This window comes from Streptomyces albicerus (genome assembly GCF_008905045.1).
Taxonomy (GTDB): domain Bacteria; phylum Actinomycetota; class Actinomycetes; order Streptomycetales; family Streptomycetaceae; genus Streptomyces; species Streptomyces albicerus.
Window position 1 is genome coordinate 133,433 of record NZ_VWMY01000012.1, and the last position, 25,663, is coordinate 159,095.

22 protein-coding genes are annotated in these 25,663 nt (G+C 71.0%); 9 read left to right on the forward strand and 13 right to left on the reverse strand.

Annotated features, from left to right (window positions below; translation table 11 throughout):
- Nucleotides 1-83: 83 nt before the first annotated feature.
- The 4 genes from GAS53_RS12580 to GAS53_RS12595 all read right to left on the reverse strand — a co-directional run bounded on the left by GAS53_RS12580 (nucleotide 84) and on the right by GAS53_RS12595 (nucleotide 5,626).
- Nucleotides 84-902 (reverse strand): GNAT family N-acetyltransferase, encoded by an 819-nt coding sequence (locus tag GAS53_RS12580; RefSeq protein WP_151477596.1) that lies wholly within the window; start codon nucleotides 900-902, stop codon nucleotides 84-86.
- 39 nt (nucleotides 903-941) lie between these two features.
- The gene (locus GAS53_RS12585; protein ID WP_151477597.1) at nucleotides 942-3,035 is read right to left on the reverse strand and encodes an IucA/IucC family protein; all 2,094 of its coding nucleotides are present in this window, start codon (nucleotides 3,033-3,035) and stop codon (nucleotides 942-944) included.
- Between the two features lie 225 nt (nucleotides 3,036-3,260).
- A complete protein-coding gene (locus GAS53_RS12590; RefSeq protein ID WP_225858886.1) occupies nucleotides 3,261-4,757 on the reverse strand; it encodes a diaminobutyrate--2-oxoglutarate transaminase family protein in 1,497 nt (498 codons plus the stop codon).
- A 224-nt stretch (nucleotides 4,758-4,981) separates the two neighbouring features.
- Nucleotides 4,982-5,626: a class I SAM-dependent methyltransferase gene (locus GAS53_RS12595; protein WP_151477598.1), complete on the reverse strand. Its 645-nt coding sequence runs from the start codon at nucleotides 5,624-5,626 to the stop codon at nucleotides 4,982-4,984.
- A 113-nt stretch (nucleotides 5,627-5,739) separates the two neighbouring features.
- Between GAS53_RS12595 and GAS53_RS12600 the strand changes: the two genes are divergently transcribed.
- The 5 genes from GAS53_RS12600 (at nucleotide 5,740) to GAS53_RS12620 (ending at nucleotide 11,297) form a co-directional block, all read left to right on the forward strand.
- On the forward strand, nucleotides 5,740-6,849 hold the full coding sequence (locus GAS53_RS12600; RefSeq protein WP_151477599.1) for a radical SAM protein: 1,110 nt from the start codon (nucleotides 5,740-5,742) through the stop codon (nucleotides 6,847-6,849).
- A gap of 34 nt (nucleotides 6,850-6,883) precedes the next feature.
- Nucleotides 6,884-7,798: an Rv1678 family membrane protein gene (locus GAS53_RS12605; RefSeq protein WP_225858887.1), complete on the forward strand. Its 915-nt coding sequence runs from the start codon at nucleotides 6,884-6,886 to the stop codon at nucleotides 7,796-7,798.
- A 126-nt stretch (nucleotides 7,799-7,924) separates the two neighbouring features.
- Nucleotides 7,925-8,839 (forward strand): putative selenate ABC transporter substrate-binding protein, encoded by a 915-nt coding sequence (locus GAS53_RS12610; RefSeq protein WP_225858888.1) that lies wholly within the window; start codon nucleotides 7,925-7,927, stop codon nucleotides 8,837-8,839.
- Complete coding sequence (locus GAS53_RS12615) at nucleotides 8,836-9,582, forward strand: phosphonate ABC transporter ATP-binding protein (protein WP_151477600.1); 747 nt, start codon at nucleotides 8,836-8,838, stop codon at nucleotides 9,580-9,582. The genes GAS53_RS12610 and GAS53_RS12615 overlap by 4 nt, the downstream gene beginning before the upstream one ends.
- Complete coding sequence (locus GAS53_RS12620) at nucleotides 9,579-11,297, forward strand: PhnE/PtxC family ABC transporter permease (RefSeq protein ID WP_151477601.1); 1,719 nt, start codon at nucleotides 9,579-9,581, stop codon at nucleotides 11,295-11,297. The genes GAS53_RS12615 and GAS53_RS12620 overlap by 4 nt, the downstream gene beginning before the upstream one ends.
- 137 nt (nucleotides 11,298-11,434) lie before the next feature.
- On the opposite strand, the gene GAS53_RS12625 is transcribed toward GAS53_RS12620, so the two are convergent.
- Complete coding sequence (locus tag GAS53_RS12625) at nucleotides 11,435-12,232, reverse strand: VOC family protein (RefSeq protein WP_151477602.1); 798 nt, start codon at nucleotides 12,230-12,232, stop codon at nucleotides 11,435-11,437.
- A 430-nt stretch (nucleotides 12,233-12,662) separates the two neighbouring features.
- Between GAS53_RS12625 and GAS53_RS12630 the strand changes: the two genes are divergently transcribed.
- Both GAS53_RS12630 and GAS53_RS12635 read left to right on the forward strand, forming a co-directional pair.
- The gene (locus GAS53_RS12630; RefSeq protein WP_151477603.1) at nucleotides 12,663-13,898 is read left to right on the forward strand and encodes a trypsin-like serine peptidase; all 1,236 of its coding nucleotides are present in this window, start codon (nucleotides 12,663-12,665) and stop codon (nucleotides 13,896-13,898) included.
- A gap of 253 nt (nucleotides 13,899-14,151) precedes the next feature.
- Complete coding sequence (locus tag GAS53_RS12635; RefSeq protein WP_151477604.1) at nucleotides 14,152-15,351, forward strand: trypsin-like serine peptidase; 1,200 nt, start codon at nucleotides 14,152-14,154, stop codon at nucleotides 15,349-15,351.
- A 108-nt stretch (nucleotides 15,352-15,459) separates the two neighbouring features.
- On the opposite strand, the gene hflX is transcribed toward GAS53_RS12635, so the two are convergent.
- From hflX to miaA, 6 genes are all read right to left on the reverse strand, one after another.
- A complete protein-coding gene (hflX, locus tag GAS53_RS12640; protein ID WP_151477605.1) occupies nucleotides 15,460-16,953 on the reverse strand; it encodes a GTPase HflX in 1,494 nt (497 codons plus the stop codon).
- A 185-nt stretch (nucleotides 16,954-17,138) separates the two neighbouring features.
- Nucleotides 17,139-18,653: a M1 family metallopeptidase gene (locus tag GAS53_RS12645; protein WP_151477606.1), complete on the reverse strand. Its 1,515-nt coding sequence runs from the start codon at nucleotides 18,651-18,653 to the stop codon at nucleotides 17,139-17,141.
- Nucleotides 18,654-18,723: 70 nt separating this feature from the next.
- Nucleotides 18,724-20,832, reverse strand: a complete 2,109-nt coding sequence (locus GAS53_RS12650; RefSeq protein ID WP_151477607.1) for a RelA/SpoT family protein — start codon at nucleotides 20,830-20,832, stop codon at nucleotides 18,724-18,726.
- A 170-nt stretch (nucleotides 20,833-21,002) separates the two neighbouring features.
- Nucleotides 21,003-21,872: a diaminopimelate epimerase gene (gene dapF, locus GAS53_RS12655; protein ID WP_151477608.1), complete on the reverse strand. Its 870-nt coding sequence runs from the start codon at nucleotides 21,870-21,872 to the stop codon at nucleotides 21,003-21,005.
- 100 nt (nucleotides 21,873-21,972) lie between these two features.
- Entirely contained in the window at nucleotides 21,973-22,494 is a 522-nt protein-coding gene (locus tag GAS53_RS12660; RefSeq protein ID WP_151477661.1) for a hypothetical protein, read from the reverse strand.
- A 108-nt stretch (nucleotides 22,495-22,602) separates the two neighbouring features.
- Nucleotides 22,603-23,541: a tRNA (adenosine(37)-N6)-dimethylallyltransferase MiaA gene (miaA, locus tag GAS53_RS12665; protein WP_151477609.1), complete on the reverse strand. Its 939-nt coding sequence runs from the start codon at nucleotides 23,539-23,541 to the stop codon at nucleotides 22,603-22,605.
- A 275-nt stretch (nucleotides 23,542-23,816) separates the two neighbouring features.
- Here miaA and GAS53_RS12670 point away from each other — a divergent pair, with 275 nt between their 5' ends.
- Both GAS53_RS12670 and GAS53_RS12675 read left to right on the forward strand, forming a co-directional pair.
- Nucleotides 23,817-24,014: a gliding motility protein gene (locus tag GAS53_RS12670; RefSeq protein ID WP_225858889.1), complete on the forward strand. Its 198-nt coding sequence runs from the start codon at nucleotides 23,817-23,819 to the stop codon at nucleotides 24,012-24,014.
- A gap of 24 nt (nucleotides 24,015-24,038) precedes the next feature.
- On the forward strand, nucleotides 24,039-24,323 hold the full coding sequence (locus GAS53_RS12675; protein ID WP_151477611.1) for an antitoxin: 285 nt from the start codon (nucleotides 24,039-24,041) through the stop codon (nucleotides 24,321-24,323).
- A gap of 191 nt (nucleotides 24,324-24,514) precedes the next feature.
- On the opposite strand, the gene GAS53_RS12680 is transcribed toward GAS53_RS12675, so the two are convergent.
- Nucleotides 24,515-25,294, reverse strand: coding sequence for a class III extradiol dioxygenase subunit B-like domain-containing protein (locus GAS53_RS12680; RefSeq protein ID WP_151477612.1), 780 nt, complete (start codon nucleotides 25,292-25,294; stop codon nucleotides 24,515-24,517).
- Nucleotides 25,295-25,370: 76 nt separating this feature from the next.
- The gene (locus GAS53_RS12685; RefSeq protein ID WP_151477613.1) at nucleotides 25,371-25,637 is read right to left on the reverse strand and encodes a hypothetical protein; all 267 of its coding nucleotides are present in this window, start codon (nucleotides 25,635-25,637) and stop codon (nucleotides 25,371-25,373) included.
- Nucleotides 25,638-25,663 lie beyond the last annotated feature (26 nt).

The window sequence follows — 25,663 nt, forward strand, 5'->3', positions numbered from 1 at the left end:
GTCGGGGCGGCGGGCGGGTTCGGCACGGGGACTCCTCGGCTGGGAACCTGATCGGGACGAGCGGTGTACTAAAAGTGACGGCGCTACAACAGATCGCGCAGGGCCCGGTCTCTGACCATGAGGGCTGCCCGCTTGTCGGGCAGATCGACCTCGGCGGAGTACCGGAAGCCGGCGCTGAGAAAGGCGGACACGGAGGGGGTGTTGCGAAGGTCGGGCTCCGCGATGACGCGTGCGCATGAGGGGCGCCGGTCGAGGACCAGGTCGGACACAGCTCTGAGCAGGGTCGTGCCAAGTCCGCGCCCGCGGTTGGCGACACCGCCGATGAGGAGGTGGATTCCGGTGTCGTGGAGGCGGGACGGGTAGTGGCGGGCCAGGGGGTCGAGGTCCGCGCGGTAGATCTCCCAGTAGCTCATCGGCGTGCCGTCCAGTACGCCGAGGCAGGGGACACTGCGCCCGTCGCCGGCGAGCTGGGCGCGCAGGTGGTGCTCGGTCGCCGTGTCGGGACCGGAGAGCTCCCAGAAGGCAGCCACGGCAGGGTCGTTCATCCAGCGGCTGATGAGCGGGAGATCACGGTCGATGCGTACGGGGACGAGGTGGAAGACGCCCACGGAAGTGGCGGTCGGCCCCCAGTCGCCGACGCGGTCGAGGAGGTGGTCACCGGCCTGGGTGACGGGGGCGGGCCACTCCATGTCCCGCGCCGCGCCCGTCTCCCCGCCCGGTTCCGTGGCTCCCCCGGCTGCTTCGGCATCCTCGGCCTCGGCCTTCTCGGCGAAGAGTGCGAGGAATTCGTCGGGCAGGCGCAGATCGAGGGTGTCCTCGCTGTCCGCACGGGGGCCCGGGTCGCTGCCGACGGCGGTGAAGGGGGCGGTACCGGCGTCGGTGCTCGCATCGGTGGGAGGCACGGCGACGCTCCTCTCAGGAGACGGGGCGGATCATGTTCCTCAGGAATGAAGGGGGTTGGCGATGGTGACGTAGACGGACTGCGTGTCGACCGGGCCGACGAGTTCGTCGAGGCCGTGCAGCCGGGTCAGCAGGTTGGCCTTGCAACGCAGGACGGGTGAGTCGAGCAGGCAGGCGGGCAGGGAGGTACGAAGCCGGGCGGGTCCGGAGGCGACATCGGTGAGGAAGCGGCGGAAGGCGGCGAGCAACAGCCGTTCGTCGGCGAGGCGTTGTGAGCCGAAGGCGCCGATGAGGCCGAGCACGTTGTTGATGGCGAGGTAGTAGGCGAAGCGTTCGTCGGTGACCTCGTCGGAGACGAATGTGTCGCTGCGTCCGCCGATGCCGGGGAGTCGTTTGTCCAGGTCCGCGCGCCGGGACTCGCGGAAGTAGTAGCCCTGGTTGTCGCGGTAGCGACCGCCCGTCGGCCAGCCTTCCGGGTCCAGCAGGAGCAGGGTGTTCTGCTGGTGGGCCTCCAGAGCGATGCCGGCCTCACTGTCCAGCCAGAGCACGGGGCGGACGACCTGCTCCAGGTAGCGCAGGAACCACTCGGTGGCGACGGCGCCGCGCGGTCGGCCCGTGCGTCCGGCGAGGCGGGTGACGATCTCGGTGAGCCGGGAACGCGTCGTGGGCCTGCTCTGCCCGGGCTGCTGCTCCCCGGTGTGCCGCTGTCCGGTGGGCAGAACCTGGGGCTTGGGTGAGACGAGTCCGGCGATGCAGGAGACGTCGTCCGTCGACGCGAACGGGTTGTGGCGGATCATCACGTCGACGCCGGGTACGGCGTTGCCGTCCGGGTCGTTCACCGCGAGCCAGGCCGGGTCGCGGACGATGTCGAAGCCCGGGTGGGCCGCGTGCCACTGTTCGGCGAGGCCGCCGCGCAGGAGACGGTGGACCTCGACGCCGCGGTGGAGTTCCTTGCGGAGGTTCTCCCGACGGGAGTTGGTGATGCGCAGGCCCAGTGACAGCTTCAGCATCGCGGGGGCACCGGAGCGATAGAGGGTGCGTACGGAGGAGGTGGGGTGCCACGGGGAGCCGTGAGGACCGAGGTCCCTCAGCAGTCCGGCGTCCAGAAGTTTCGCCGTTTCCGGGCGGTGGCGGACCTCGCGGACCTGCCAGGGGTGCATCGGCAGCGCGGCGTACCCGTCGGGCAGGTGCAGTCCGGCACCGGCGAGACGGGGGGTGAGCTGTTCCGCGGGTACGAGGCGGCCTCGCTCGGTCCAGGCCGAGTCGGTGGCGAGTACGGAGGGGGCGACTGCCATCCAGTGCAGCGGGAAGGAGCCGCGCAACTCCGGCGAGTAGAGCCGGGTTTCGGCCTCGGAGAGTCCCTCGCGGCTCTTCGGGGCGGGGTGCAGCGGGTGCCCGAGCAGCAGCGCCTGCTCGGCGGAGAGGAAGAGGTCGGGGCCGTCGGCGGCGTTCTCCCTGCGGTCCGTGATGAAGACGACGGTCCGCCGGACGGAGTCGGCGACTCGGCCGACCAGGTCGCCGTCGTCGGCCGAGGCTTGTCGCTCGGCAGCCGCGTCCGGCTGGGCGGAGGCGGCTGGCTCGGCGGAGGTGATCGGCTCGGCAGACGCGTCCGGCTGGGCGGAGGCGGCTGGCTCGGCGGGGGCACATGGCTTGGCGGAGGCGTTCGTCTCGGCGGAGGCGAGTGGCTCGGCGGGAGCCGCACCCGTAGGTGTCTCTCGGCTCAGGAGGGCCGCCAGTGTGGCCGCGTCCGTGGGAGGCGCCTGGTCAGGCGCGTCGGAGAGGTAAGGAGGGCCGAAGCGGTGCCATCCCGTGGGGGACCAGTAGTGGACCGGGACGACGAGGGCTGTGCCGCTGGCGGGCAGGGGGATGCGCAGCGTGCCGTCGTCGGGCGCGGGGAGATCGTGCTCGCGTACCCAGCAGCGCAGCAGGTTCTCGATGGCCGCGGCCTGGGCCGCGGTGTAGGGATCGGGGTGTTCCAGCAGGTCGGTGGTGGCGCCGCGCAGCCGTTCGGACTCCCGGGGCCCTCCCTTCTGCCTGGGGACCGAGTCGGCCCCCGGCCCGAGCGGGGCCTGCGTGCCGCGGGCTCCTCGCTCGTGGGTGTGGGGGCGGCCGTCGGATGCGGGGGTAGCGTTCAAAGAGGGTTCCTTGTGGGGTGGTTCAGGCTCGTGCGGCGACGAACCGGGGCTGTTCGGGGGTGCGTTGGACCTGTGCGTTTCGTGGTTGATTCGGGTGGGGGTGCGTCGTCTTCCGGTCTCTGGGTGGTCAGGGAGGAGGCTGCCTTTCCGGTACTGCCCTGCGGTGTGTCACCGAGCGACAGCACCTCCAGGGCTCCGGGTCGAACCGTCCACCGGGTCGGCCGCCTATCCGGAGTGCTCGGCCCGTTCGGTGTTCTCGGTCGCTGTCCGCCGGGTGTCCTTGTCTGCCGTGCCGGTGGACGCTTTCGCGACCGCCGCCACCGCGTCCGCCAGCCGGTCGAGCACCGCGCTCGCCTGCTCGTCGCTGATCGTGAGTGGTGGAAGCAGGCGCACCACGCTGGAGTGCCGGCCGCCGAGTTCCACGATCAGGCCGCGGCGCAGACACTCCCGCTGGACGGCTGCCGCCACTTCGGGGGCGGCGGGAGGTGGTCCCCCAGGAGACGCCGGCGGCTTTTCGGGGTCCACGAATTCGACGCCGATCATCAGCCCCCGGCCGCGTACGTCGCCGATGGAGGCGAAGTCCGTGCTCAGACCCTGGAGTTGGGCGATCAGGCGGGCGCCCAGAGTGGCGGCGCGCTCGGCGAGATCGTTCTCGCGGACGTACGCGAGAGTCGCGGCACCCGCTGCCATGGCGAGTTGGTTGCCGCGGAACGTGCCCGCGTGGGCGCCCGGTTCCCACACGTCGAGGCCGTCGCGGTAGACGACGACGGCCAGCGGCAGGCTGCCGCCGATGGCCTTGGAGAGGACCATCACGTCCGGGGTGATGCCGCTGTGCTCGACCGCCCAGAAGGTGCCGGTCCGGCCGACCCCCGTCTGCACCTCGTCGGCGATCAGCGGGATCGAGCGCGCCGAGGTGATCTCCCGCATCCGGCGCATCCAGTCGTCGCGTGCCGGAATCACTCCGCCCTCGCCCTGTACCGGTTCCAGGATCATTCCGGCGGGGCTCGGCACCCCGGACTTGGTGTCGTCGAGGATGGACTCGGTCCAGCGCGCGGCGAGTTCGGCCCCGCGCTCGCCGCCGATGCCGAACGGACAGCGGTAGTCCTGCGGATAGGGCAGGCGCGCGACGCGTACGTCGGACGCGCCCCCGGATGCCGCGAGCGCCCCCGCGGTCATCCCGTGGTAGGCGCCGGCGAAGGCGAGAATCCCGCTGCGGCCGGTCGCGGCGCGCACCAGTTTCAGCGCCGCCTCGACGGCGTCCGTGCCGGCGGGCCCGCAGAACTGCACGCGCGCACGGTCGGCGAGGCCGGGCGGCAGCGTGCGGAACAGCTCTGTGGTGAAGGCGTCCTTGACCGGTGTGGCCAGGTCGAGGACGTGCAGCGGCGCCCCCGAGTCGAGGACCTTTCTGATGGCTTCCAGGACGACCGGGTGGTTGTGGCCGAGGGCCAGCGTCCCCGCGCCCGACAGACAGTCGAGGTAGCGGCTCCCGTCGGCGCCCTCGATCGTCAGCCCGCGTGCCCGCACGGGAACGATCGGGAGGGCGCGCGCGTACGTGCGCGCCGCGGACTCACGCGCCGACTGCCTCCGCAGGATCCCCTCGTGCGCCGCGCGCGCCCCCGCGTTCACGTGCCCGGTGCGCGCACCGGTCTCGTACGGCGCGGGCGCTCCCACGGCCTCGTGCATCGCGGGCGCCACCTCGGGCGCAGACTCGGTCACAGCCACGTCTGTCGGTCCTCCCGCAGTCCAGAGGCGAGTTGCTCGGCCGCCCGGTGGGAGGCGGCAGGGGGATGAACGCGGCCGGAACGTCCCCCGTACGTACCAACGACGGCGACCGCGAGGGGCAACGGTGGGACGAAGATCCTTGCTGTGACGGCACCGATGGTCCTGCGGGCCCGCCCGGACAGAGCCCCGGCCCTCCTTCCTCGGGTCAGGCGCGCGGAAGCAGCTCAGAGGCGTCGCATCAGTACCGCGGTGAACTGCTGGGAGGTGCCCCACGGGGTGAGGTGGTCTTCGCCGGCGGTGTCGACGAGCTGGAAGCCGGGAAACTGGCCGGCGAGTTCGGCGTGGGTGTAGCGGACGATCGGGAGACCGCTGCACGTGGTCGGGCCGTCCGGGCCGAACGTCGCGACGACGAGCCAGCCGCCCGGTCGCAGAGAGCGCTCCAACGAGGCGAGGTAGTCGGCGCGTTCCTCGGGCTCGGTGAGGAAGTGGTAGACGGCCCGGTCGTGCCACAGTGCGTAGGTCCGCCCCATGCGCAGGTCGAGAACGTCGGCCACGGTGAGGACGACGTCCGCGCCCGCCGGACCGAGCCGGTCGCGGACGGTCCGCAGGGCGGTGAGTGACAGGTCGACCGCCGACAGGTCTCGGTAGCCGCGTTCGACCAGGTGGTCCACCAGCGTCGACCAGCCGGCACCCACGTCGATGACCGGCTCGTCGAGGCCGAGCCCGGCCTTGTCGACCAGGCTCAGTGAGAGCCCCGGGACCGACTGCCACCAGGAGACCCCGTCGACGTCCTTACTGTGATGGACGCCTTCCCAGAACGCCGTCCGGCCCGCTGCGTCGTCGGGGTGCTGTGTGGCGTGGTCGCTCATGGTTCTGACGGTAGTCCTGGCGAGTGCGCCTCGGTCGTACGGCGACACGCCGTCATGGTTCCGTAAGGACCCGGTCCGGTCCATGCCGTGCCCGGCCGTGGCACGGTGACGCCATGGTCGAACGGACAGATACCGATTCTGGTCGGGCGCCGAATCTCCTCGGCGAAGTGGAGGTCGAGGCCCTGGTCGACGGCGGCGACATGGACTGCGGCAGCGGTCTGCTGCTGCTGATCACCCGCGCGATGAGGCGGCTCGAACCCGGGCAGCTGCTCGGGGTGCGCAGCGCGGAGGCAAGCGTCGTCACCGATCTGTCCGCCTGGGCGGACCTGGTCGGGCACGACGTCGTCACCGAGATCGCCGAGTCGGCCGAAGGCCCGTGGTGGTTCGCCGTGAGCAAGGCGGGCAGGGGCGCCCAGGCGGTCACGGTCTTCACCCAGGGCGAGCGGACACCGGTGGGCCGTCGGCTGTGGATCTACACCAACTTCGACTGCAACCTCGCCTGCGCATACTGCTGCGCCGAGTCCTCCCCGAAAGCGGCGGCCCGGCGCTTCGAACCGGCCCTCGCCACCGCGGTGTTCGACGAGTTCGTGGCCCAGGGCGGTCGCGAGGTGTTCTTCACCGGCGGCGAGCCCTTCATGCACCCGGAGCTCGGTGCCCTGGTCGCGGCGGCGGCCGGTCTGGAGCGCACCGTACTGACCAACGCGATGATCTTCGCGAGGGGCACCCGCCGGACGACCCTGGAGAATCTGGATCGCGACGTGGTGCTCCAGATCAGTCTCGACTCGGCGACACCCGATCTGCACGACCGGCAACGCGGTGCGGGGTCGTGGTCGCGGGCGTTCGACGGCATCACACTGGCGCGTTCGCTCGGGTTCCGGGTGCGGGTGGCCGCCACGCTGTACGACGAGGACCCGAAGGGTGTCGACGCGCTGCACCGGCGCCTCGACGAAGCCGGGATCGCCCTGCCGGACCGGGTCATTCGGCCGGTGGCCCGGGAGGGCTTCGCCGACAGGGGTGTGCACGTCTCTCTCGACAGTCTGGAGCCGGAACCGACCCTCACCGCGGACGGCGCCTGGTGGCACCCGGTGGCGGTCACCGACCCGCATCTGCGGATCGCCGACGCCCCGCTGCCGTTGGCCGAGGTCTTCGGCGTCGTACGGGACACGCTCGCCGTCCAGGACGCCGCTGCCCGGTCGGGACGTGAGGTCTTCCGCTGTGCCTGAGAAAGAACCCGGGAACGGGATGAAGGAGGCGAGAGTGAGAGCCACGGCTTCAGGGGCGACCACGTTCGTCCGCTGGCTTTTCGCACCCGCGACCGACGTCGTCCGTCGCGAACAGGCCGTCGCCGCGGCCTTCTTCCGCGTCCTGCTCGGGCTCATGTGGCTCTACAACGTGGCGTGGAAGCGCCCCCCGGACTTCGGGGAGGACTCCGGGAGCGGGCTCTACAAGTTCACGGCCTTCGCCGTGAGCGACCCGGTGTTTCCGCCGTACAGCTGGGTCGTGGAGCACGCCGTACTGCCCAGTATCGAGGTCTTCGGCTGGGGGGTGCTGATCGCCGAGACCGCCCTCGCGGTGCTGCTGCTGACGGGCGCCTGGGTGCGGGCGGCCGCGCTCCTCGGGGTGGCCCAGTCCCTGGCCATCGGCCTCTCGGTCGCCTACGGTCCGCACGAATGGGCGTGGTCCTACTGGCTGATGATCGGGGGCCATCTGGTGATCCTGTTCTCCTCGGCCGGGCGGGTCCTCGCCGTCGACGCGGTGCGCTCCGGCGTGGGCTCCGCCCGGAACCTCGGCCTGGTGTGGGGCGCGGTCGCGGTGGTCGCCGGCGCCGTCGTCGTGGTGGGCACGGCCGGGGACGACCCCCTCGACGCGCGCGGCTATGCCCTGGGGTCCTCCGATCCGTCGGTCAGCCTCGGCACGTACAACCTCGTCGGCGGCCTGGCGCTGGTGGTGGTCGGCGTACTGGTGCTGGTGGCCGCCCGCGGCCACATCGCCCTCCTCGGCGGGGCGGCAGCGGTCGTCGGTGCGGCGGCCGGGCTGTCCCTGTACGCCCAGATCGGCTTCACCGATCCGTTCCTGGGCGGCACCGCGACCTCGGCGGCCTTTCTGTTGTCCCTCGCCCTGGTCGCCGTGATGGTCGCCCGTGCTCCGGGCCGGGCGTCGCCGCGCGGGTGAGACCTCGATCGCTGGAGTCCGATCGCTGGAGTCCGATCACTGGGGTCCGATCACTGGAGTTCGATCACTGCCCGGCCCGGTGGAACACCCGGTCCGGAACACCGGGTCCGGAACAAGGAAGTGTCCATGCCTGTACGACAGATGACCCGTCGCACGTTGCTCCTCGGCACCGGCGCGACGCTCCTGCTGAGCGCCTGCGGCGGCGGTGGGACCGCCGGGTCGGACGCGCGACAGCTCGGGATCTCCGCCATTCCCGATCAGGATCCCGAGCTCCTCAACCGGCTCTATCCCGCCGTGGCCGAGCGGTTCGCCGACACGACCGGCCTGGAGGTCGCCTACCGCCCCGTCACCGATTACACCGCCGTGGTGCGGGCCTTCGAGATCGGCGACATACACCTGGCCTGGATGGGCGGGCTGACCGGCGTCCAGGCGCGCGAGCGGGTACCGGGTGCCACCGCCGTCGCGCAGCGCGACATCGACGCCGACTTCCGCAGTCTCTTCATCGCCCACACCGACTCGGGGCTGCGGCCGTTCGACCAGGTGGACGGGTTGCGCGGCCTGGCGGGGCACACTCTCACCTTCGGCAGCGAGACATCCACCTCCGGTCGGCTCATGCCGCAGTACTTCATGCGGCAGGCCGGACTCGAGCCGGGCGATCTGAAGGGGAAACCGGGCTTCTCCGGCTCCCACGACGCCACCATCGAGCTCGTCGCGGGCGGCAGCTTCGAGGCCGGGGCCGTCAACAAGCAGGTCTGGGACGCCACCGTCGCGGCGGACGACATCGACCTGAGCAAGGTGGTCGTGCTGTGGCGCACCCCCGGCTACGCCGACTACCACTGGCTGGCCCGTCCGGATCTCGACAAGACCTTCGGCGCCGGCACCCAGGAGAAGGTGCTGGATCTGCTCCTGGGCCTGGACCGGCAGGACGCCGAGGACGCCGAGCTGCTGGGGCTCTTCGGAGCCAGGTCGTTCGTACGGACCAGGAATTCCGCCTACGACCGGATCGAGGACGTGGCCCGCGAACTGGGGCTGCTGCGGTGAGCGGCTCCTCGCCGGTGATCCGGCTCCTGGGCGCGGGACGCCGGTTCGGCTCGCACGAGGCGCTGTGCGATCTGGATCTCACCGTCCACGCCGGGGAACGCGTCGCGGTGCTCGGCACCAGTGGCGCCGGCAAGAGCACGCTCCTGGCTCTGCTCAACGGTTCGCTGGAGCCGACCACGGGCAGCATGGAGATCTTCGGCGAGAACCCCGCACGCCTGCCCGCCCCACGGCGGCGACTGCTTCAGCGACGCATCGGCTCGGTGAGCCAGGAGCTCGCCCTGATCGAGCAGGTCCGGGTGGTGCACAACGTCAACGCGGGCAGGCTCGGCCGGTGGAGCACCGCCCGCGCGCTGGCCTCGCTGGTCTGGCCCCGTTCGCTCGACGTGGTCCGGGACGCGCTGGACCGTGTCGACCTGGGCTGGGCTCTCCACGAACGCACCGAGCGCCTGTCCGGCGGCGAGCGGCAGCGGGTCGCGATCGCCCGGCTGCTGGTGCAGGAGCCCGAGCTGGTGGTGGCCGACGAGCCTGTCTCCAGTCTCGATCCGGTGCGCGCCGCGGGCATTCTCGGCCTGCTCGGCACCTCGCCGACCGTGAGCACGCTCGTGGTCAGCCTGCACCAGCCGGCACTCGCCCGCGAGCACTGCACGCGCGTGGTGGGCCTGCGCCAGGGCCGTATCGTCCTCGACCGCCCGGCCGCCGACGTCGATGACGCGGACCTGAACGATCTCTACACGCTCGCATGACACTCGGACTCGACGCCCCGCCCGCACCACCGACCGCATCCGCGCCGGGGCGAAAGCCCGTGAGCGGGCGCAGGGCGCTGCTGCGCAAACTCGTGACGCTGGTGGCGGTGGCCGGGCTGCTGGCCTGGTCGGTCCATCGCGCCCTCCCCTCCGGGAGCGAACTGGTCAACCACGGCGGCCTGGCCCTGCTCGACGACCTCGCGGCGACCGCGCTGCACCCCTCCCTCGAAGCCGACTTCCTCGGCGTGGTCCTCGATGCGATGGCTACGACCCTGGCCCTGGCCCTGCTCGGGACGGCGGGGGCGCTGGTGATCGGCCTGATCGGCGGCCTGATCCTCAGCGACGTGGCGTGGGCCGGTGCGCTGCCCTGGCCGGTACGGGTCGCACGGCTGCTCCTGCGCGGCGCACTGGTGGCCGTCCGCTCGGTCCACGAGCTGGTGTGGGCGCTGTTCTTCGTCAGCGTGCTCGGCCTCGACCCGCTCGTCGCTGTTCTGGCACTCGCCCTGCCGTTCGGCGCGCAGAGCGCCCAGGTCTTCGGGGAGACGTTCGACGCCGTGCCCGACGCGCCGCTGCGCTCGCTCCGCGCCGCCGGTGCCAAGCGCTGCTCGGCCCTGGCCTACGCCCTCCTCCCCGGGACGGCGCCACTGCTGCTGTCGTACTCCTTCTACCGGTTCGAGTGCGCTCTGCGGTCCGCGGTCGTACTCGGGGTGGCCGGCGTCGGAGGCCTTGGATTCGAGCTCACAGTGAGTCTGCAGTCGCGCAACTGGGGCGAGGTCTGGACGCTGGTCGCGGCGCTGCTGGTACTCGCGGCGGCGGTCGAGCTGTGGAGCAACCGCGTCCGCTCCGATGTCGCGGTGGTGACCTGCGCCGACTGGTCGGTCGGGCAGGAGCGCTCCGGCGACGAGGGCCGGTCGCCGCGTGGCCTGTCCCGCTCTACCCGCTGGTCGCTGGCCCTGACGGTGCCGGCGATCGCGGTCGCCTGGTGGTGGGCCGGCCTCTCACCGGCCGGACTCACCTCGGCCCGCACCCAGGACCTCGCCGGCCGGCTGCTCGGCGACCTGTGGCCTCCCGCGCTCCCCGAGGGCGGTCTGCGGGCCCTGACCGGCGCCGCCCTCGACACCGTGACCATGGCCGTCCTCGCCATGGTGGTGGCGGTCGTGATCACCCTGGTCGCGGGCCCCTGGGCGAGCCGCCCGCGCGCCGACCGGCGCGGCCCGGCGGCCTGGGGCCGATGGGCCGTCTGGTGGACGGCCCGGCTGCTGCTCCTGGTTCTGCGGTCGATCCCTCCGACGGTGTGGGCCGTCGTCGCGCTCCTGGGCCTCTTCCCGGGCGTACTGCCCGGGGCCCTGGCGCTGGGCCTCTACACCGGCGGCATCCTCGGCCGGCTGGTCGCCGAGGCCTGGGAGACCATGAACCTCAAGCCCCGGGAGTCCCTGCGCAACGCCGGCGTACCCCGCGTGGTGTCGGCCGTCGTGTCCGTGGGACCGCCGTCCGCGAACCATCTGGTCACCTACACGCTCTACCGGTTCGAGATCTGCGTGCGCGACACCGCCGTCGTCGGTGTCGTCGGCGCCGCGGGACTCGGCCGCCTGCTCAGCGAGCGTCTCGCGGCCTTCGACTTCCCCGTGGTCACCAGCGTCCTGCTGGCATCGTTGCTGGTCAGCCTCGTCGTCGAGATACTCGGACGCCGACTGCGACGCGCGCTCCGGGCCTGAGCCCAGGCCGACCGCAGGCGCTCCCCCCGCACCCGCTTCGCGCCGTACTCTCCGGCCATCGCCGCGATCATGGAAACAATCCGGGCCGGTCGGTGCGAAGGACCGCCGGCCCGGCCTGCCGGGGTTCGACCCGGGGTTCAACTCTGGGTCGGGGTAAGCACCACGAAGTCCGCGTTCGAAGGGTCGAGGCAGACGGCCAGGCGGCCGACGCCCTCCGCGTCCTCCGGTCCCATCTGCACGCTGCCGCCGTCCCCGGTGACCTGGGCGACCGCGGCGTCGCAGTCGGTGACGTTGAAGACCGGGTGCCAGTACGGCCGCCCGTTCGCCAGGGCGAGGTCCTCCTTGCCGAGCTCCATGAGGCCGCCCTGCATGCGCTCCTCGGGAAGCTCGGCAGGCGTGATGAGGGTGTACGTGCCCCCGCCGCCCGGCAGCTCCATGTCGCTGAACTGCCAGCCGAAGACATCGCCGTAGAACTCCTTCGCCGCCGCGGCGTCGCTCGTGTACAGCTCGGTCCAGGACAGCGAGCCCGCCTCGTCAGCCAGCTCGAAGCCCGAGTTCTTCCCCGGCTGCCAGACGGCGAACTGGCCCCCCGACGGGTCGTTGTACTGCGCCATCCGGCCCCAGTCGTCGAGGTCCCGCGGCGCCACCCGCACCGTGCCGCCCGCGCGCTCCACGGCCTGGGTCGTGGCGTCCGCGTCGGTGACGGTGTAGTAGATCATCCAAGCCGAGCGCGCGCCCTCCTCGGTGAGCTTGCCGAGCCCGGCGACGGTCTTGCCGCCCTTCCTGAACATCCCGCCTTCCATGTCCTCCCCCTCGCCCATGGACTCGTACTCCCAGCCGAGCACCGCGCCGTAGAAGGCCGCGGCGGCCCGGACGTCGGGGGCGCCGAGGTCCAGCCAGCAGGGGGAGCCGGGAGTGAGGTCAGTGGTGATCACGACGATTCCCTTTCGCAGGTCCTGTGTGACTTCAGCGTGACACCGAGTACTGACACTCGCCCGTCGGCGTCACCTGGTCAGTCCTGCGGCGGGCGTTCGATCGCCTTGCGCCGGTTCCCCGACGACCGGTTGGTGGCCGATGCCGGGAACCATGGACCATGGGAATCCGCCGAGCCTTCTGCGCACCCACGAGAGGACGTCAAATCGGTAGCTCTGTGGACGAGTTGCCAGCTCAGACAGCCCGTAGCGAAACCGTTGCGGTTCCGTCGGAAGTCCCCCACAGCGACGGCATAGTCTGTGGTGCCGTTCAGCGATCCCCGCTGATCAGCATCCACGGTCCACGTGCCGGACACATCCGGGTCCCCGGATCCGTACGAAGTCCCATGTGGCAGCACAGAGTTGTTCGTTCACCTCCAGGGGGAGTCACACCATGCGACCCATACGCCCGTCCTTCGCCGCCCGTCGAGGGAGGAGCCCGCGCCGCAGAACCTCCCCCGTACTCGCCGCGGTCGGCCTCGCCACCGCGCTGGCGCTGACCGCCACCGCCTGCAACTCGGGTGACGACACCAACGCGGGCGGCGACGCGTCCGCCTCGGCGGCCGCGGGCGGCGACGGCAAGATCACGATCCCGGACGACATCAAGGACCGGCTCAAAGAGCACGGGATCGACATCGACCAGTGGAAGGGCGGCGCCTGGAAGAACTGGGACAAGGACGACTGGCTGCGCGAGGCCGGGGACTTCATCAACCCGATCATCGACGGCCTGTGGGACCCGGACCGTATGCGTGAGGCCGAGGACCCGGACCAGGGCAAGGGCGTCGACGAGAACGACCTCTCGGGTGACCAGGGCGTGACCGACCCGGAGCCGGCGCCCGTGGAGGCGAAGGCCGTTCCGGCGGCGTACCACGACAACGTGCCCGAGGCGGGCAAGGTGTTCTTCGACTCCCCCGAGGGCACGATGGTCTGCTCGGCGACCGTGGTCGAGGACCCGGCCAACCCGGGCAAGTCCAACCTCGTGTGGACCGCGGGCCACTGCGTACACGCCGGCAAGAAGGGCGGCTGGTACCGCAACATCGCCTTCGTGCCCTCGTACAACAACGACGCCAAGTCGGCGGCGGAGCTCGCGACCGCCACCAAGGAGGAGGTCGCTCCGTACGGTCTCTGGTGGGGTGACTGGGCGCAGACCTCGGACCAGTGGATCGAGCAGGGCGGTGCCACGGGCGGCCAGGGCGCCTCGTACGACTTCGCGGTCATTCATGTGACGCCGGAGAAGGGCAGCGGCGGCAAGTCCCTCGAGGAGACGGTCGGTTCGGCGCTCCCGGTGGACTTCAACACCCCGGCCGTGTCGAAGGTCGGGGACATCACGGCGACCGGTTACCCGGCGGCGAAGCCGTTCGACGGGGAGACCATGTACCAGTGCGCGGACAAGCCGGGACGGCTCTCGCTCGCCGAGTCCGAGCCGACGATGTACCGCATCGGGTGCACCATGACCGGTGGCTCCTCGGGCGGCGGCTGGGTCGCGGCGGGCTCGGACGGCAAGCCCGCGCTGGTGTCCAACACCTCGATCGGCCCGGTGACCGCGGGCTGGCTGGCGGGCCCGCACCTGGGCGCTGAGGCCAAGGGGATCTACGACGCGGTGAGCAAGAAGTTCGCAGGCCGACAGTAGCGGCAGGGGGACGGACGGCGACGGGTGCCTCACGGAAACCTTCACCTGTACACCGCCGTTCGTCCCCGACTCCGCAGGCATAGTGGGGTGTCGCGGCGGCGTGGACCCCGCGGAGAGCTTTGACACGGGATCCGCGGAGAGCCTTCTTCGGGTTCTTCATGTCTTTCGCTTTCTTCATGTTTTCGCGTTCTCCGCGTTCTCCGCGCCTCACCCGCATGCGAAAGATGCACGTTCTATCGGGGGTAACAACACCATGCGTTCCACACGTCCGTCCTTCGCGAGGAGCCGCGGGCGACGCCGCGTCCTCGCCGCAACCGGACTGATGGCGGCCCTGGCGCTCACCGCCACCGCCTGCGAATCGGGCGACGACAACGCCGCGGACAAGCCGACCGCCGGCGAATCCCGGTCGCCCGGCGACGACAAGATCGAAATTCCCGCCGACATCGCCGACAAGCTCAAGGAGCACGGCATCGATGTCGACGACTGGAAAGACGGCGAATGGAAGAACTGGGACAAGGACAAGTGGCTCAGTGAGGCCGCGGACTTCGTCAACCCGGTGATCGAGGGCCTCTGGAAGCCCGAGCGGATGAAGTCCGCCGAGGACCCGGCCAAGACGATCTCCGCGAAGGACGCCTCGGCCGACCAGGGCGTGAGCGACCCGGCACCCTCCCCGGTCGACGCGACGCGGGAGAAGACCCCTTACCACGAGTCCGCCGCCCCGGTCGGCAAGGTCTTCTTCGACTCCCCCCAGGGGTCGATGGTCTGCTCCGGCACGGTCGTCAAGGACCCGCGCAACCCGGGGAAGTCCAACCTCGTGTGGACCGCGGGCCACTGTGTGCACGCCGGCGGTGGCGGCGGCTGGTACCGCAACATCGCCTTCGTGCCCGCGTACAACGACCTCGGCAAGACCGAGGCCGAGCTGGGCACCGCGACGCAGCAGGAGATCGCCCCGTACGGCCAGTACTGGGCGGACTGGGCCTCGACCTCCAACGAGTGGATCCAGGGCGGCTCGGAGTCGGGCGGCGCGGGTGCCGCGTACGACTACGCGGTGCTGCATGTGAAGCCGGAGTCGGGTTCCAAGTCCCTTGAGGAGACCGTCGGTACGGCGCTGGACGTGGACTTCTCCACGCCGGCCGCGGCGGACTCGGGCGCGATGGGTGCCTGGGGCTACCCGGCCGCGCCGCCGTACAACGGTCTGATCATGCACAAGTGCGTCGACCGTCCGGGCCGGCTCTCGCTCAGCCCGAACCTGCCGACGATGTACCGCATCGGCTGCACGATGACCGGCGGTTCGTCGGGCGGTGGCTGGTTCCGTGTCATCAACGGCACGACGAAGCTGGTCTCGAACACGTCGATCGGCCCGGCCGACAACACCTGGCTCGCGGGACCGCAGTTGGGCAAGGGTGCCGAGGCGATCTACGACCAGATGAGCGAGGAGTACGGCGACAAGTAGGCACCGCCGTACGCGCGTCGGCTTCCGTCGCCGGCGCCACCCACATGACGAAGGCCCGCCCCCTCAAAGAGGGAGCGGGCCTTCGCTCTACAGCGCGCAGGGCGTGCGTCAGAGAGCGGGCGCCGGAACGTACGGAGCCAGCTCCGCCGCCAGTTCCTCGTGCACCCGCGCCTTCAGCAGCGTGCCCTCCGGGGTGTGCTCCTCGGAGATCACCTCGCCCTCGGAGTGGGCGCGCGCGACGAGTCGCCCGAGCGTGTAAGGCACGAGCACCTCGAGCTCGACCGAGGGGCGCGGCAGTTCGACGTCGATGAGCTCGAGCAGCTCGTCGATGCCCAGGCCCGTACGGGCCGAGACGGCGATGGAGCGCTTCTCGATCCGCATCAGCCGCTGGAGCACCAGCGGGTCGGCCGCGTCCGCCTTGTTGATCACCACGATCTCGGGCACGTTCGTCGCGCCCACGTCGCGGACGACCTCGCGCACGGCGGCCAGCTGCTCCTCCGGCGCCGGGTGCGAACCGTCCACCACGTGCAGGATCAGGTCGGCGTCGCCGACCTCCTCCATCGTGGAGCGGAACGCCTCGACGAGGTGGTGCGGCAGGTGTCGTACGAAGCCGACGGTGTCGGCGAGCGTGTAGATCCGCCCGCTGGGCGTCTCGGCCCGGCGCACGGTCGGGTCGAGGGTGGCGAACAGCTCGTTCTGCACCAGCACGCCCGCGCCCGTGAGGCGGTTGAGCAGCGAGGACTTGCCGGCGTTGGTGTAACCGGCGATCGCGACCGAGGGCACCTTGTTGCGACGGCGCTCCTGGCGCTTGATCTCGCGGCCGGTCTTCATGTCCGCGATCTCCCGGCGCATCTTCGCCATCTTCTCGCGGATACGACGCCGGTCGGTCTCGATCTTGGTCTCACCGGGACCACGCGTGGCGAGACCGCCGCCCTTGCCGCCGCCCATCTGACGGGACAGCGACTGACCCCAGCCTCGGAGCCTCGGCAGCATGTACTGCATCTGCGCGAGGGCGACCTGCGCCTTGCCCTCTCGGGACTTGGCGTGCTGGGCGAAGATGTCGAGGATCAGGGCCGTACGGTCGATAACCTTGACCTTGACGACGTCTTCGAGGTGGATCAGCTGGCCCGGCGACAGCTCACCGTCGCAGATGACGGTGTCCGCGCCGGTCTCCAGGACGATGTCCCGCAGCTCATTGGCCTTGCCGGAGCCGATGTACGTGGCCGCGTCGGGCTTGTCGCGGCGCTGGATGACGCCGTCGAGCACGAGCGCTCCCGCTGTCTCCGCGAGGGCGGCAAGCTCCGCGAGAGAGTTCTCCGAGTCGGTCACTGTCCCCGAGGTCCACACGCCGACGAGCACCACACGCTCCAGGCGGAGCTGTCGGTACTCGACCTCGGTGACGTCCTCGAGCTCGGTGGAGAGGCCCGCGACGCGGCGCAGGGCCGCACGCTCGGAACGATCGAACTGCTCGCCGTCCCGGTCCCCGTCGATGTCGTGGCTCCAGGCGACGTCCTCTTCCATCAGGGCATCGGCCCGAAGACCTTCGGGGTAGTTCTGCGCGAGGCTCTGCGAGTCCTGGGAAGGGGAAGAAGAGGAGGTCATTGGGTCCTTACGTCGATGGAGACAGCTGTGCGGCGACGGACTTCGATCCGTCACTCCCGACAACGTCCGGGGCCGCCGGGAGATTCCCGACCGGAGTCCGGAGGGCCGTGCCGTAGGCCCGAAGCGTCGTCGACGTGAAGATGGTCGCACGGCACGGCCCGTCTCGTCACCCGACTTTTCGCGGGCTATCGCGCGCGCTTCATGGCCTTCTCGGTGGGCGCCGCGCTGCGCCAGTCGGGGTGCCCCGGCATGGGCGGGGTCTTCTTCCCGTAGAGCCATGCTTTGAAGAATCCGCTCAGGTCGCGGCCCGCGATGCCCGAGGCGAGGTGCTGGAAGTCGGCGGTGTCCGCGACTCCGTCACTGTGGGCGTTCACCCAGGTGCGCTCCAGCCGCTCGAAGGCGCGACGCCCGATCTCCTCCCGCAGCGCGTACAGGACAAGGGCGCTGCCGTCGTAGACGTTCGGCCGGAAGATACTGAGCTTCTCGCCGGGTTCGGCTCCCTTGGGCGCGGCGGGCGGGCCTCCGGCGGCACGCCAGGTGTCGGACGCCCGGTAGGCGTTGCGCATCCGTGCCTCCATGGGCTTGCCGGCCTTCTCGTCGGCGTACAGGGCCTCGTACCAGGTGGCGTGTCCTTCGCTGAGCCACAGGTCGGACCAGGTGCGCGGGGAGACGCTGTTGCCGAACCACTGGTGCGCCAGTTCGTGCACCATGATCGCCTCGACGAACCACTTGGGGTACTTGGGCTGGTTGAAGAGCTCTTTCTCGAAGAGGGAGAGTGTCTGTGTCTCGAGTTCGAACCCCGTACGCGCCTCGGCGATCAGCAGCCCGTACGTCTCGAAGGGGTAGTCGCCGACCTTCTCCTGCATCCAGGCGATCTGGCCGGGCGTCTTCTTGAGCCAGGGTTCCAGCAGCTCGCGGTCCTTGGTGGGCACCACATCGCGTACCGGCAGACCGTCCGGCCCGCGTCGGTGCAGCACGGAGGAACGGCCGATGGACACCTGGGCCAGCTCGGTGGCCATGGGGTGCTCGGTCCGGTACGTCCAGGTGGTGGCCGCGGCGCGACGGCTGACCCCCGCGGGCAGCCCGTTGGCGACGGCCTTGTAGCCGTTGGGCGCGGTGACCCGGATGGTGAACATCGCCTTGTCCGAGGGGTGGTCGTTGCCGGGGAAGACCCGGTGCCCTGAGTCGGGCTGGTTGGCCATGGCGAGGCCGTCCTCGGTCCGCACCCAGCCGCTCCGTTGGACCTTTCCGGACACCGGGTCGCTGTCGTGGCGCACGGTGATCCGCATCGGGACGCCGGGCGGCAGCGACTCCGCGGGCGTGACCACCAGATCCTCGCCGGTGCTCCGGAACTCCGCGGGCTCGCCGCCGACCTCGACGGATCGCACTGTTCCGTGCGAGTAGTCAAGATTGATCTGCTCCAGCCAGGCTGTCGTCCGGGCCTCGATCGTGGTGACGGCCGACAGCGGCTTGCTGTTGCTGCCGGGATAGGTGAAGGCGAGGTCGTACGCCGTGACGTCGTACCCGGGGTTGCCGAGGTGCGGGAAGAGGCGGTCGCCGATGCCGAGCGGGGCCGGCGAGGGGACGCTCGCGGCGACGAGGCAGACGGAGGCGGCGGAGACGACGAACGTCGTCCGCAGCCGTCGGGCGGTCTTCGGGCGTGGAGTCCCGGTACGGGTGGTCCTGGGGGTGCGCAGCATGGACCACGGCTATCAGTGCCGCCCCGCCTTACGGTGACGACTCGCGCCGGGCCCACCCGAACGGGCTCCTCTACGGTGCCGTCGCAGGGTGCTGGGCCCGGCTCACGTCGAACACACCCGGCACGTTGCGCATCGCCCGCATCAGCGCGGGAAGGTGGGCGGCGTCCGGGAGTTGGAGCGTGTAGGTGTGGCGTACGCGCTGCTGGCTGGGCGGTTCGACGGTCGCCGAGACGATGGCGACGCCCTCCAGGGCGATGGCTTCGGTGAGGTCGGCGAGCAGATGGGGCCGCCCGAAGGACTCGGCGACGAGCGTGACGCGGCACTCGGTGGTGTCACCCCAGCGCACGTCGACCTCCGCGCGCCCCGCGCCCTTCATGCGCGCCACCGCGGCGCACGCGACGCGGTGCACGGTCACGACTCCCCCGCGCACGGAGAATCCGGTGACCGCGTCGGGCGGTACGGGCGTACAGCAGCCCGCGAGGCGTACGGTCGCGCCGGGCTGGTCGACGACGACGTCCGCCGCGGCCGGGCGCGCGGCGGGCCCGTCCGCGGACGGGCGGGGGGTCGCGGCGGGCGCCTCGGGCGGTGTGGCGGGCGACGGGTGCGCGGCCAGCCAGCGGGTGATGGCGATCCGCGCGACGGGTGTGTGGGCGTGCTCCAGCCATTCCCTGGAGGGCTCCGAGGTCGGGTCCTGACCCATGAGCAGTTGCACGGTGTCGCCGTCGCTCAGGACCGTACTCAGCGTCGCCAGGCGGCCGTTGACGCGTGCGCCGATGCAGGCGTGCGCGTCCTCGCCGTACTGGGCGTACGCGGCGTCCACGCAGCTGGCGCCCGCCGGCAGCCCGAGCGTGCCCCCGTCGGGGCGGAAGACGGTGATCTCCCGGTCCTGGGCGAGGTCTTCGCGGAGCGTGGACCAGAACGTGTCGGGGTCAGGGGCCGCCTCCTGCCAGTCGAGGAGGCGGGAGAGCCAGCCGGGGCGGGTCGGGTCCGCTCGTTCCCCGTCCACGGGCTCCTCCGAAGGAGGAGCGTAGGGATTGCCGAGCGCGATGACGCCGGCCTCGGCGACCTTGTGCATCTGGTGCGTGCGGATGAGGACTTCGACGACCTGGCCGTCGGGGCGGGCCACGGCGGTGTGCAGCGACTGGTAGAGGTTGAACTTGGGGACGGCGATGAAGTCCTTGAACTCCGAGACCACGGGTGTGAGACAGGTGTGCAGTTCGCCGAGGACTCCGTAGCAGTCGGCGTCCTCGTTCACCAGGACCAGGAGGCGTCCGAAGTCGGCGCCGCGCAGCTCGCCGCGCTTGCGCGAGACGCGGTGCACGGAGACGAAGTGCCGTGGCCGGATGAGGACTTCGGCCTGCAGACCGGCCTCGCGCAGGACCGCGCGTACCTCTTCGGCGACCTCGGCCAGGGGATCGTCGCCGCGGGAGGCGTTGCTGACGATGAGTTCCCTGGTGTGCGCGTACTCCCCGGGGTGCAGGATCGCGAAGACGAGGTCCTCGAGCTCGGTCTTCAGGGCCTGGACGCCGAGGCGTTCGGCGAGCGGGATCAGCACGTCCTTCGTCACCTTGGCGATGCGCTCCTGTTTCTCGGGGCGCATGACGCCGAGGGTGCGCATGTTGTGCAGCCGGTCGGCGAGTTTGATCGACATCACGCGTACGTCGCTGCCGGTGGCGACGAGCATCTTGCGGAACGTCTCGGGCTCGGCGGCCGCTCCGTAGTCGACCTTCTCCAACTTCGTGACGCCGTCGACGAGATAGCGGACTTCCTCGCCGAACTCCTCGCGCACCTGATCGAGCGTCACTTCCGTGTCCTCGACGGTGTCGTGGAGCAGAGACGCCGTCAAAGTCGTGGTCTCCGCGCCGAGTTCGGCGAGGATCAGCGTCACGGCGAGCGGATGCGTGATGTAGGGCTCGCCGCTCTTGCGCATCTGACCTCGGTGCGAGGACTCGGCGAGGACGTACGCGCGGCGCAGCGGGTCCAGGTCGGCGTCGGGGTGGTGGGCGCGATGGGCCTCGGCCACGTGACCGATCGCGTCGGGCAGCCGGTCACGGGCTGTCGGCCCCAGGAGAGCGGCCCGGCCGAGGCGTCGCAGGTCGATACGGGGGCGGCCCCTCCTGCGCTGCGCTCCGGGCGTCATGGGGCCGGGCGTCGCGGGGTTCGTGGCCTCCGCACTCATGGGCACCTCCGGCTGCGTGGACCGGCGGACGGGGTGCCCCAATGGCGTACACGGCTCTGGGGATGGCGTCGTTCCCCCGTCCGGGCCGGTGCTTGATGCTACCGAGCCCACCACGCCCGACTGACCGCCTCTCGCCGAGCGTGAAACGGATCACCCATTCGAGCGAAGGTTCAGGGGGTCGCGGTTTCGAGCCACTCGGTGTCGATCTCACCCTCCGCGACGATCACCGCGGGCCCGGTCATCTCGATCTCGCCGTCGGGCCGCTCGGTGATCACCAGGCGTCCGCCGGGCACATCGACAGTGTACGTCGCCGGGATGCCGGTCATGGCGGGGTCGGCGCCGTCCCTGCGCGCCGCGGCCACGGCCACGGCGCACGCGCCCGTGCCGCACGAGCGGGTCTCTCCGGAGCCTCGCTCGTAGACACGCAGAGCGACGTGACGAAGGCCACGGTCAACGACGAACTCGACGTTCACACCGTCCGGGTACGCGGACGCGGGGCTGAACGGCGGCGGCGTGTACAGATTCCCGGCGTGGCCGAGGTCGTCCACGAAGGCGACCGCGTGGGGGTTGCCCATGTTGACGTTGCGCGCGGGCCAGCTGCGATCGCCGACGCTCACGGTGACGTCCCCTTCGGGGAGGAGCGCCTTGCCCATGCCGACGGTGACGTCGCCCTCCTTGGCGATGTGCACCGTCTTGACGCCTCCCCGCGTGGCGATCGCGATATCGCCTTCGGCCACATGTCCGGCACGCTGGAGGTAGCGGGCAAACACACGCACTCCGTTGCCGCACATCTCCGCGATCGAGCCGTCGCCGTTGCGGTAGTCCATGAACCATTCCGCTTCGGCCGCCATCGCCGCGGCCTCGGGGTGCGCGGCGGACCGAACGACATGCAGCAGGCCGTCCCCGCCGATGCCCGCGCGGCGGTCGCACAGGGCGGCGACGGTGGCCGGGGGCAGGTCGACGGCGTTCTCGGGGTCCGGGACGATCACGAAGTCGTTCTCGGTCCCGTGCCCCTTGAGGAAGGCGATCCGCGTGCTCATTCCTCGATCGTAAGGGGTCGGTACGACAGCCCGGCCGACCGGTCCGGCAGGCGGACCGCACGGCACAGGGGCGACCGGTCCGGCAGCTGGACCGGGATGCTCAGCGCAGCCGGGCCACGCGCCACACGGCCAGCACCACGACCGCGCCGACGACGACGGCGTACGCGATCACGACGCGCCAGTCCGGGCGTCGGCCGGATCCGCGCTGCGGCAGGCCGGGCCACGTGTAACCCACGCGGCGGGCGGCCATCATGCCCCAGCCCGCGGCGCAGGAGCAGATCAGCAGGCCGAGCATGGCGATCATGGCCCCGCTGTCGCCGAAGTCGAAGGCCAGCGGGAAGGCGAACATCAGGGAGCCGAGCGCGGCGAGGCCCACGATGGGCGCGAGCTGCCAGATGCGCATCCGGCGCTGCGGGCGCAGCTCGACCTCGACCTCGGGCCCCGGGAACATCTCATCGGGCTCAGGTCCGTCGGCGGTCACCCCGCCGGTGGTCTCGTCGGGCCCGTCCGGGCTCAGTCGGTCCCCGTCAGGGTCCTGCTGATCCTGTGCGGTGTCGTGCGCCCCGCCGGTGGCGGTGCCTTGTTCCGCGCCTTGTGCGGTGTCGCGAGGGCCGGCCTCCATCGCCACGCGCCCTCCCAACTCGGACTCCACTTGGTCGATCGAAGCTCGATGATGGCACGGCCTCAGAGGCCGGGATGACGGCCGGAGCGTCCCGATGCCATGACGTGATCAGGCTGTAACCGGTCGTTCTACCAACGCCAGCGCAAGCTGCGGAAGTTCTGTGAGATCCGCCGCAGCCCCACTGAGCCAATGCACCCGTGGATCGCGTCTGAACCAGGAATCCTGGCGGCGCGCGAAGCGCTTGGTGGCACGTACGGTCTCGGCGCGCGCCTCGTCCTCGGTGCACTCCCCGGAGAGCGCCGCGAGCACCTGCTGGTAGCCGAGGGCACGCGACGCCGTACGCCCCTCGCGCAGCCCCTGCGCCTCCAGTGCGCGCACCTCGTCGACGAGACCCTCCTCCCACATGCGGTCCACCCGGCGGGCGATGCGGGCGTCGAGCTCGGGGCGCGCCACGTCGACGCCGATCTGCACGGTGTCGTAGACGGAGTCGTGGCCGGGGAGGTTGGCGGTGAAAGGCTTGCCGGTGATCTCGATGACCTCGAGGGCCCGGACGATACGGCGGCCGTTGCTGGGCAGGATCGCGTGGGCGGCCTCGGGATCGGCGACGGCCAGCCGGGCGTGCAGGGCGCCGGAGCCACGCAGGGTGAGCTCCTCCTCCAGGCGGGCGCGTACCTCGGGGTCGGTGCCGGGGAACTCGAGGTTGTCGACGGCCCCTCGCACGTACAGCCCGGAGCCGCCGACGAGGATCGGCCAGCGGCCTTCGGCGAGCAGCGCGTCGATGCGGGTCCGTGCGAGCCGCTGGTACTCGGCGACGCTCGCCGTGACCGTCACGTCCCAGATGTCCAGGAGGTGGTGCGGGATGCCGCCGCGTTCCTCGGGCGTCAGCTTGGCGGTGCCGATGTCCATCCCCCGGTAGAGCTGCATCGAGTCGGCGTTGACGATCTCGCCGCCGAGGCGCTGGGCCAGATAGACGCCGAGATCGGACTTTCCCGCCGCGGTGGGACCGACGACGGCGATGACCCGCGGGGCGGGGGGTGCACTACTCACCGCAACAGTCTCGCAAACCTCCGGGCCTCTTCTCGAACGAGCTACGTGACGGCACGGGGCCGGGGTCGTTGCCTGTTGCGAGGTTCCAGCCGCCGGTTTTGAGGACCGGTGACCCGGGCGACGCAATGGGACGCACCGGGTGACGCGGGATTTCGCCCACACGAGTAGGGTATGGAGATGATATGGGCGTTTTTGCACGACTTCTTCGTAAAGATGGGCCTAAGTCCAAAGGACCGGAGGAGGCGTCAACCGCCGAGGCACAGGCCGACACACTGATGGCCGAGTCCGGGGCGGATGCGGAGGAAGCGGCGAAGGGGTCGGCCGAGGCCGAACCCGAGACCGAATCCGCGGCGGCGACGGCGACGGCAACAGCGGAGTCCGACGAGTCCGCGGCGGACGGCGTCGACATCCCCAAGCAGCAGTCCGCCGAGGAAGCGGCCGACAGCGACGCCGGCGAGGGCGCCCACAAGTAACTGTCTCGCGAGGGAAGGTGAACCATGAGTCTCCTGAAGAACTTGAAGGCCAGGCTCGCGCCTGCCAAGGAGAAGGTCTCTGACCTCGCGCAGCAGCACGGGGGAAAGATCGACAAGATCGAGCAGGGTCTCGACAAGGCCGCGAAGGTGGCCGATGAGAAGACCAAGGGCAAGTACAGCGACAAGATCCAGACGGGCACGGGCAAGGCCAAGGGCGCCCTGGACCGACTCGCGCACAAGGAGAGCGACGGTACGGAAGGCGGCGCGACGCCTCCGTCACCCCCGCCGCCACCGCCCTCGGCATCCTGAGCGACACCACATCGGCGGACGGCCACGGAGCGTTTGGGCTCCGGGCCGTCCGCCGTGTTCATGGGGTGCACCAGGGTTGCGTCCTTGGGGTGCGCCAGGGTGGCATCCTTGGGGTGCGCCACGGTTGCGTACGGGCTGCGCCCGGGTCACGCGCGTAGGGCCTGCGACTTTCTTACGACGGTGCGCAGGGCCTACGACCAGGCCGCCACCACATACCCAACGCCATAGGGCGCGTCCTCGTACAACAGCGCGCCCTCGAGCCCCGCACCCTCCGCCGCGCCCGCGAGTACCTGCCAGGGCGCCCGGCCGGAGGCCTTCAACTCGTATGCGAGCTCGGCGTCCAGTGCCTTGAGGGCGGACACATCGGCCGCGCCCAGCGCACGCGCGACCTCCGCGTCGAAGCCCGCCGCCCGCTCGTCCAGATAGCCCGGCGCCTTGAGTGTGCGGCACGCGCTGGCGTCGCCCATCACCAGCAGCGCCACCCTCTCAGCCCGCCCGCTCTCCGTCCGCCCGCTCCCCGTCCGCGCGACGATGTCCTCTCCGGCTTGGATACACCGCTCGGCCGCGAGAGGTTCCCCGACGCCGAACCCTTCGACGGGAGCGTCGGACCAGTCCGTACGACGGAGCAGCCAGGCGGCGACGGCGAGCGAGGACGGAAGCACACGTGCGGAACCCTCGGCGGGCTCCGATCCGGCCGGGCCTTCCGGCGCACGGCCCCCGTTCCCGCCCAGCCGCACATCAAGATCCACGCCGAACCCGCGGAAGGAACCCCGCGCGCCCTCCGGATACGGCCCGCGCCGGCTCTGCTCGGCGGGACCCACGACCACCAGCCGGTCGGGCCGCGCGGCGGCCAGCACCCCCAGGGCATCCATGCACGCGGCGCGCACGGCGTCCAACTCGTGCGCGGCATCCGCGGCGAGGTCGGGCACGAGCAGGGGTGGACAGGGGCAGACGGCGGCGGCGACCAGCATGATCGGCAGCGTAACCCCGCGCGGCGGCCCGACGTCACTCCTCGGCGGCCCGACGTCACTCCTCGGCGGCCGGACGTCACTCCTCGATGAGCACGTCCGTGAGATCGATGACCGTGAGGAGGAGCACCACGAGCTTGCCATCGCTGATCACGTACTCGATGAACAGGTTCCGCGACAGGGCTATCTCACGGGTCGCCTCGTCACCGCCCACGGGGTGCGACAGCTTGTGGCGCGGGTCGGCCACCAGAATGGCCAGCCCGCGGTCCAGGACCTCCAGGCGCTCGGCGGGAAGGCTGTCCCGGACGCGTGCGGCACGCTCGGTGAACTCCACGCTGTACGGCATGAGGGACCCCTTCCCGGCCCGTGACA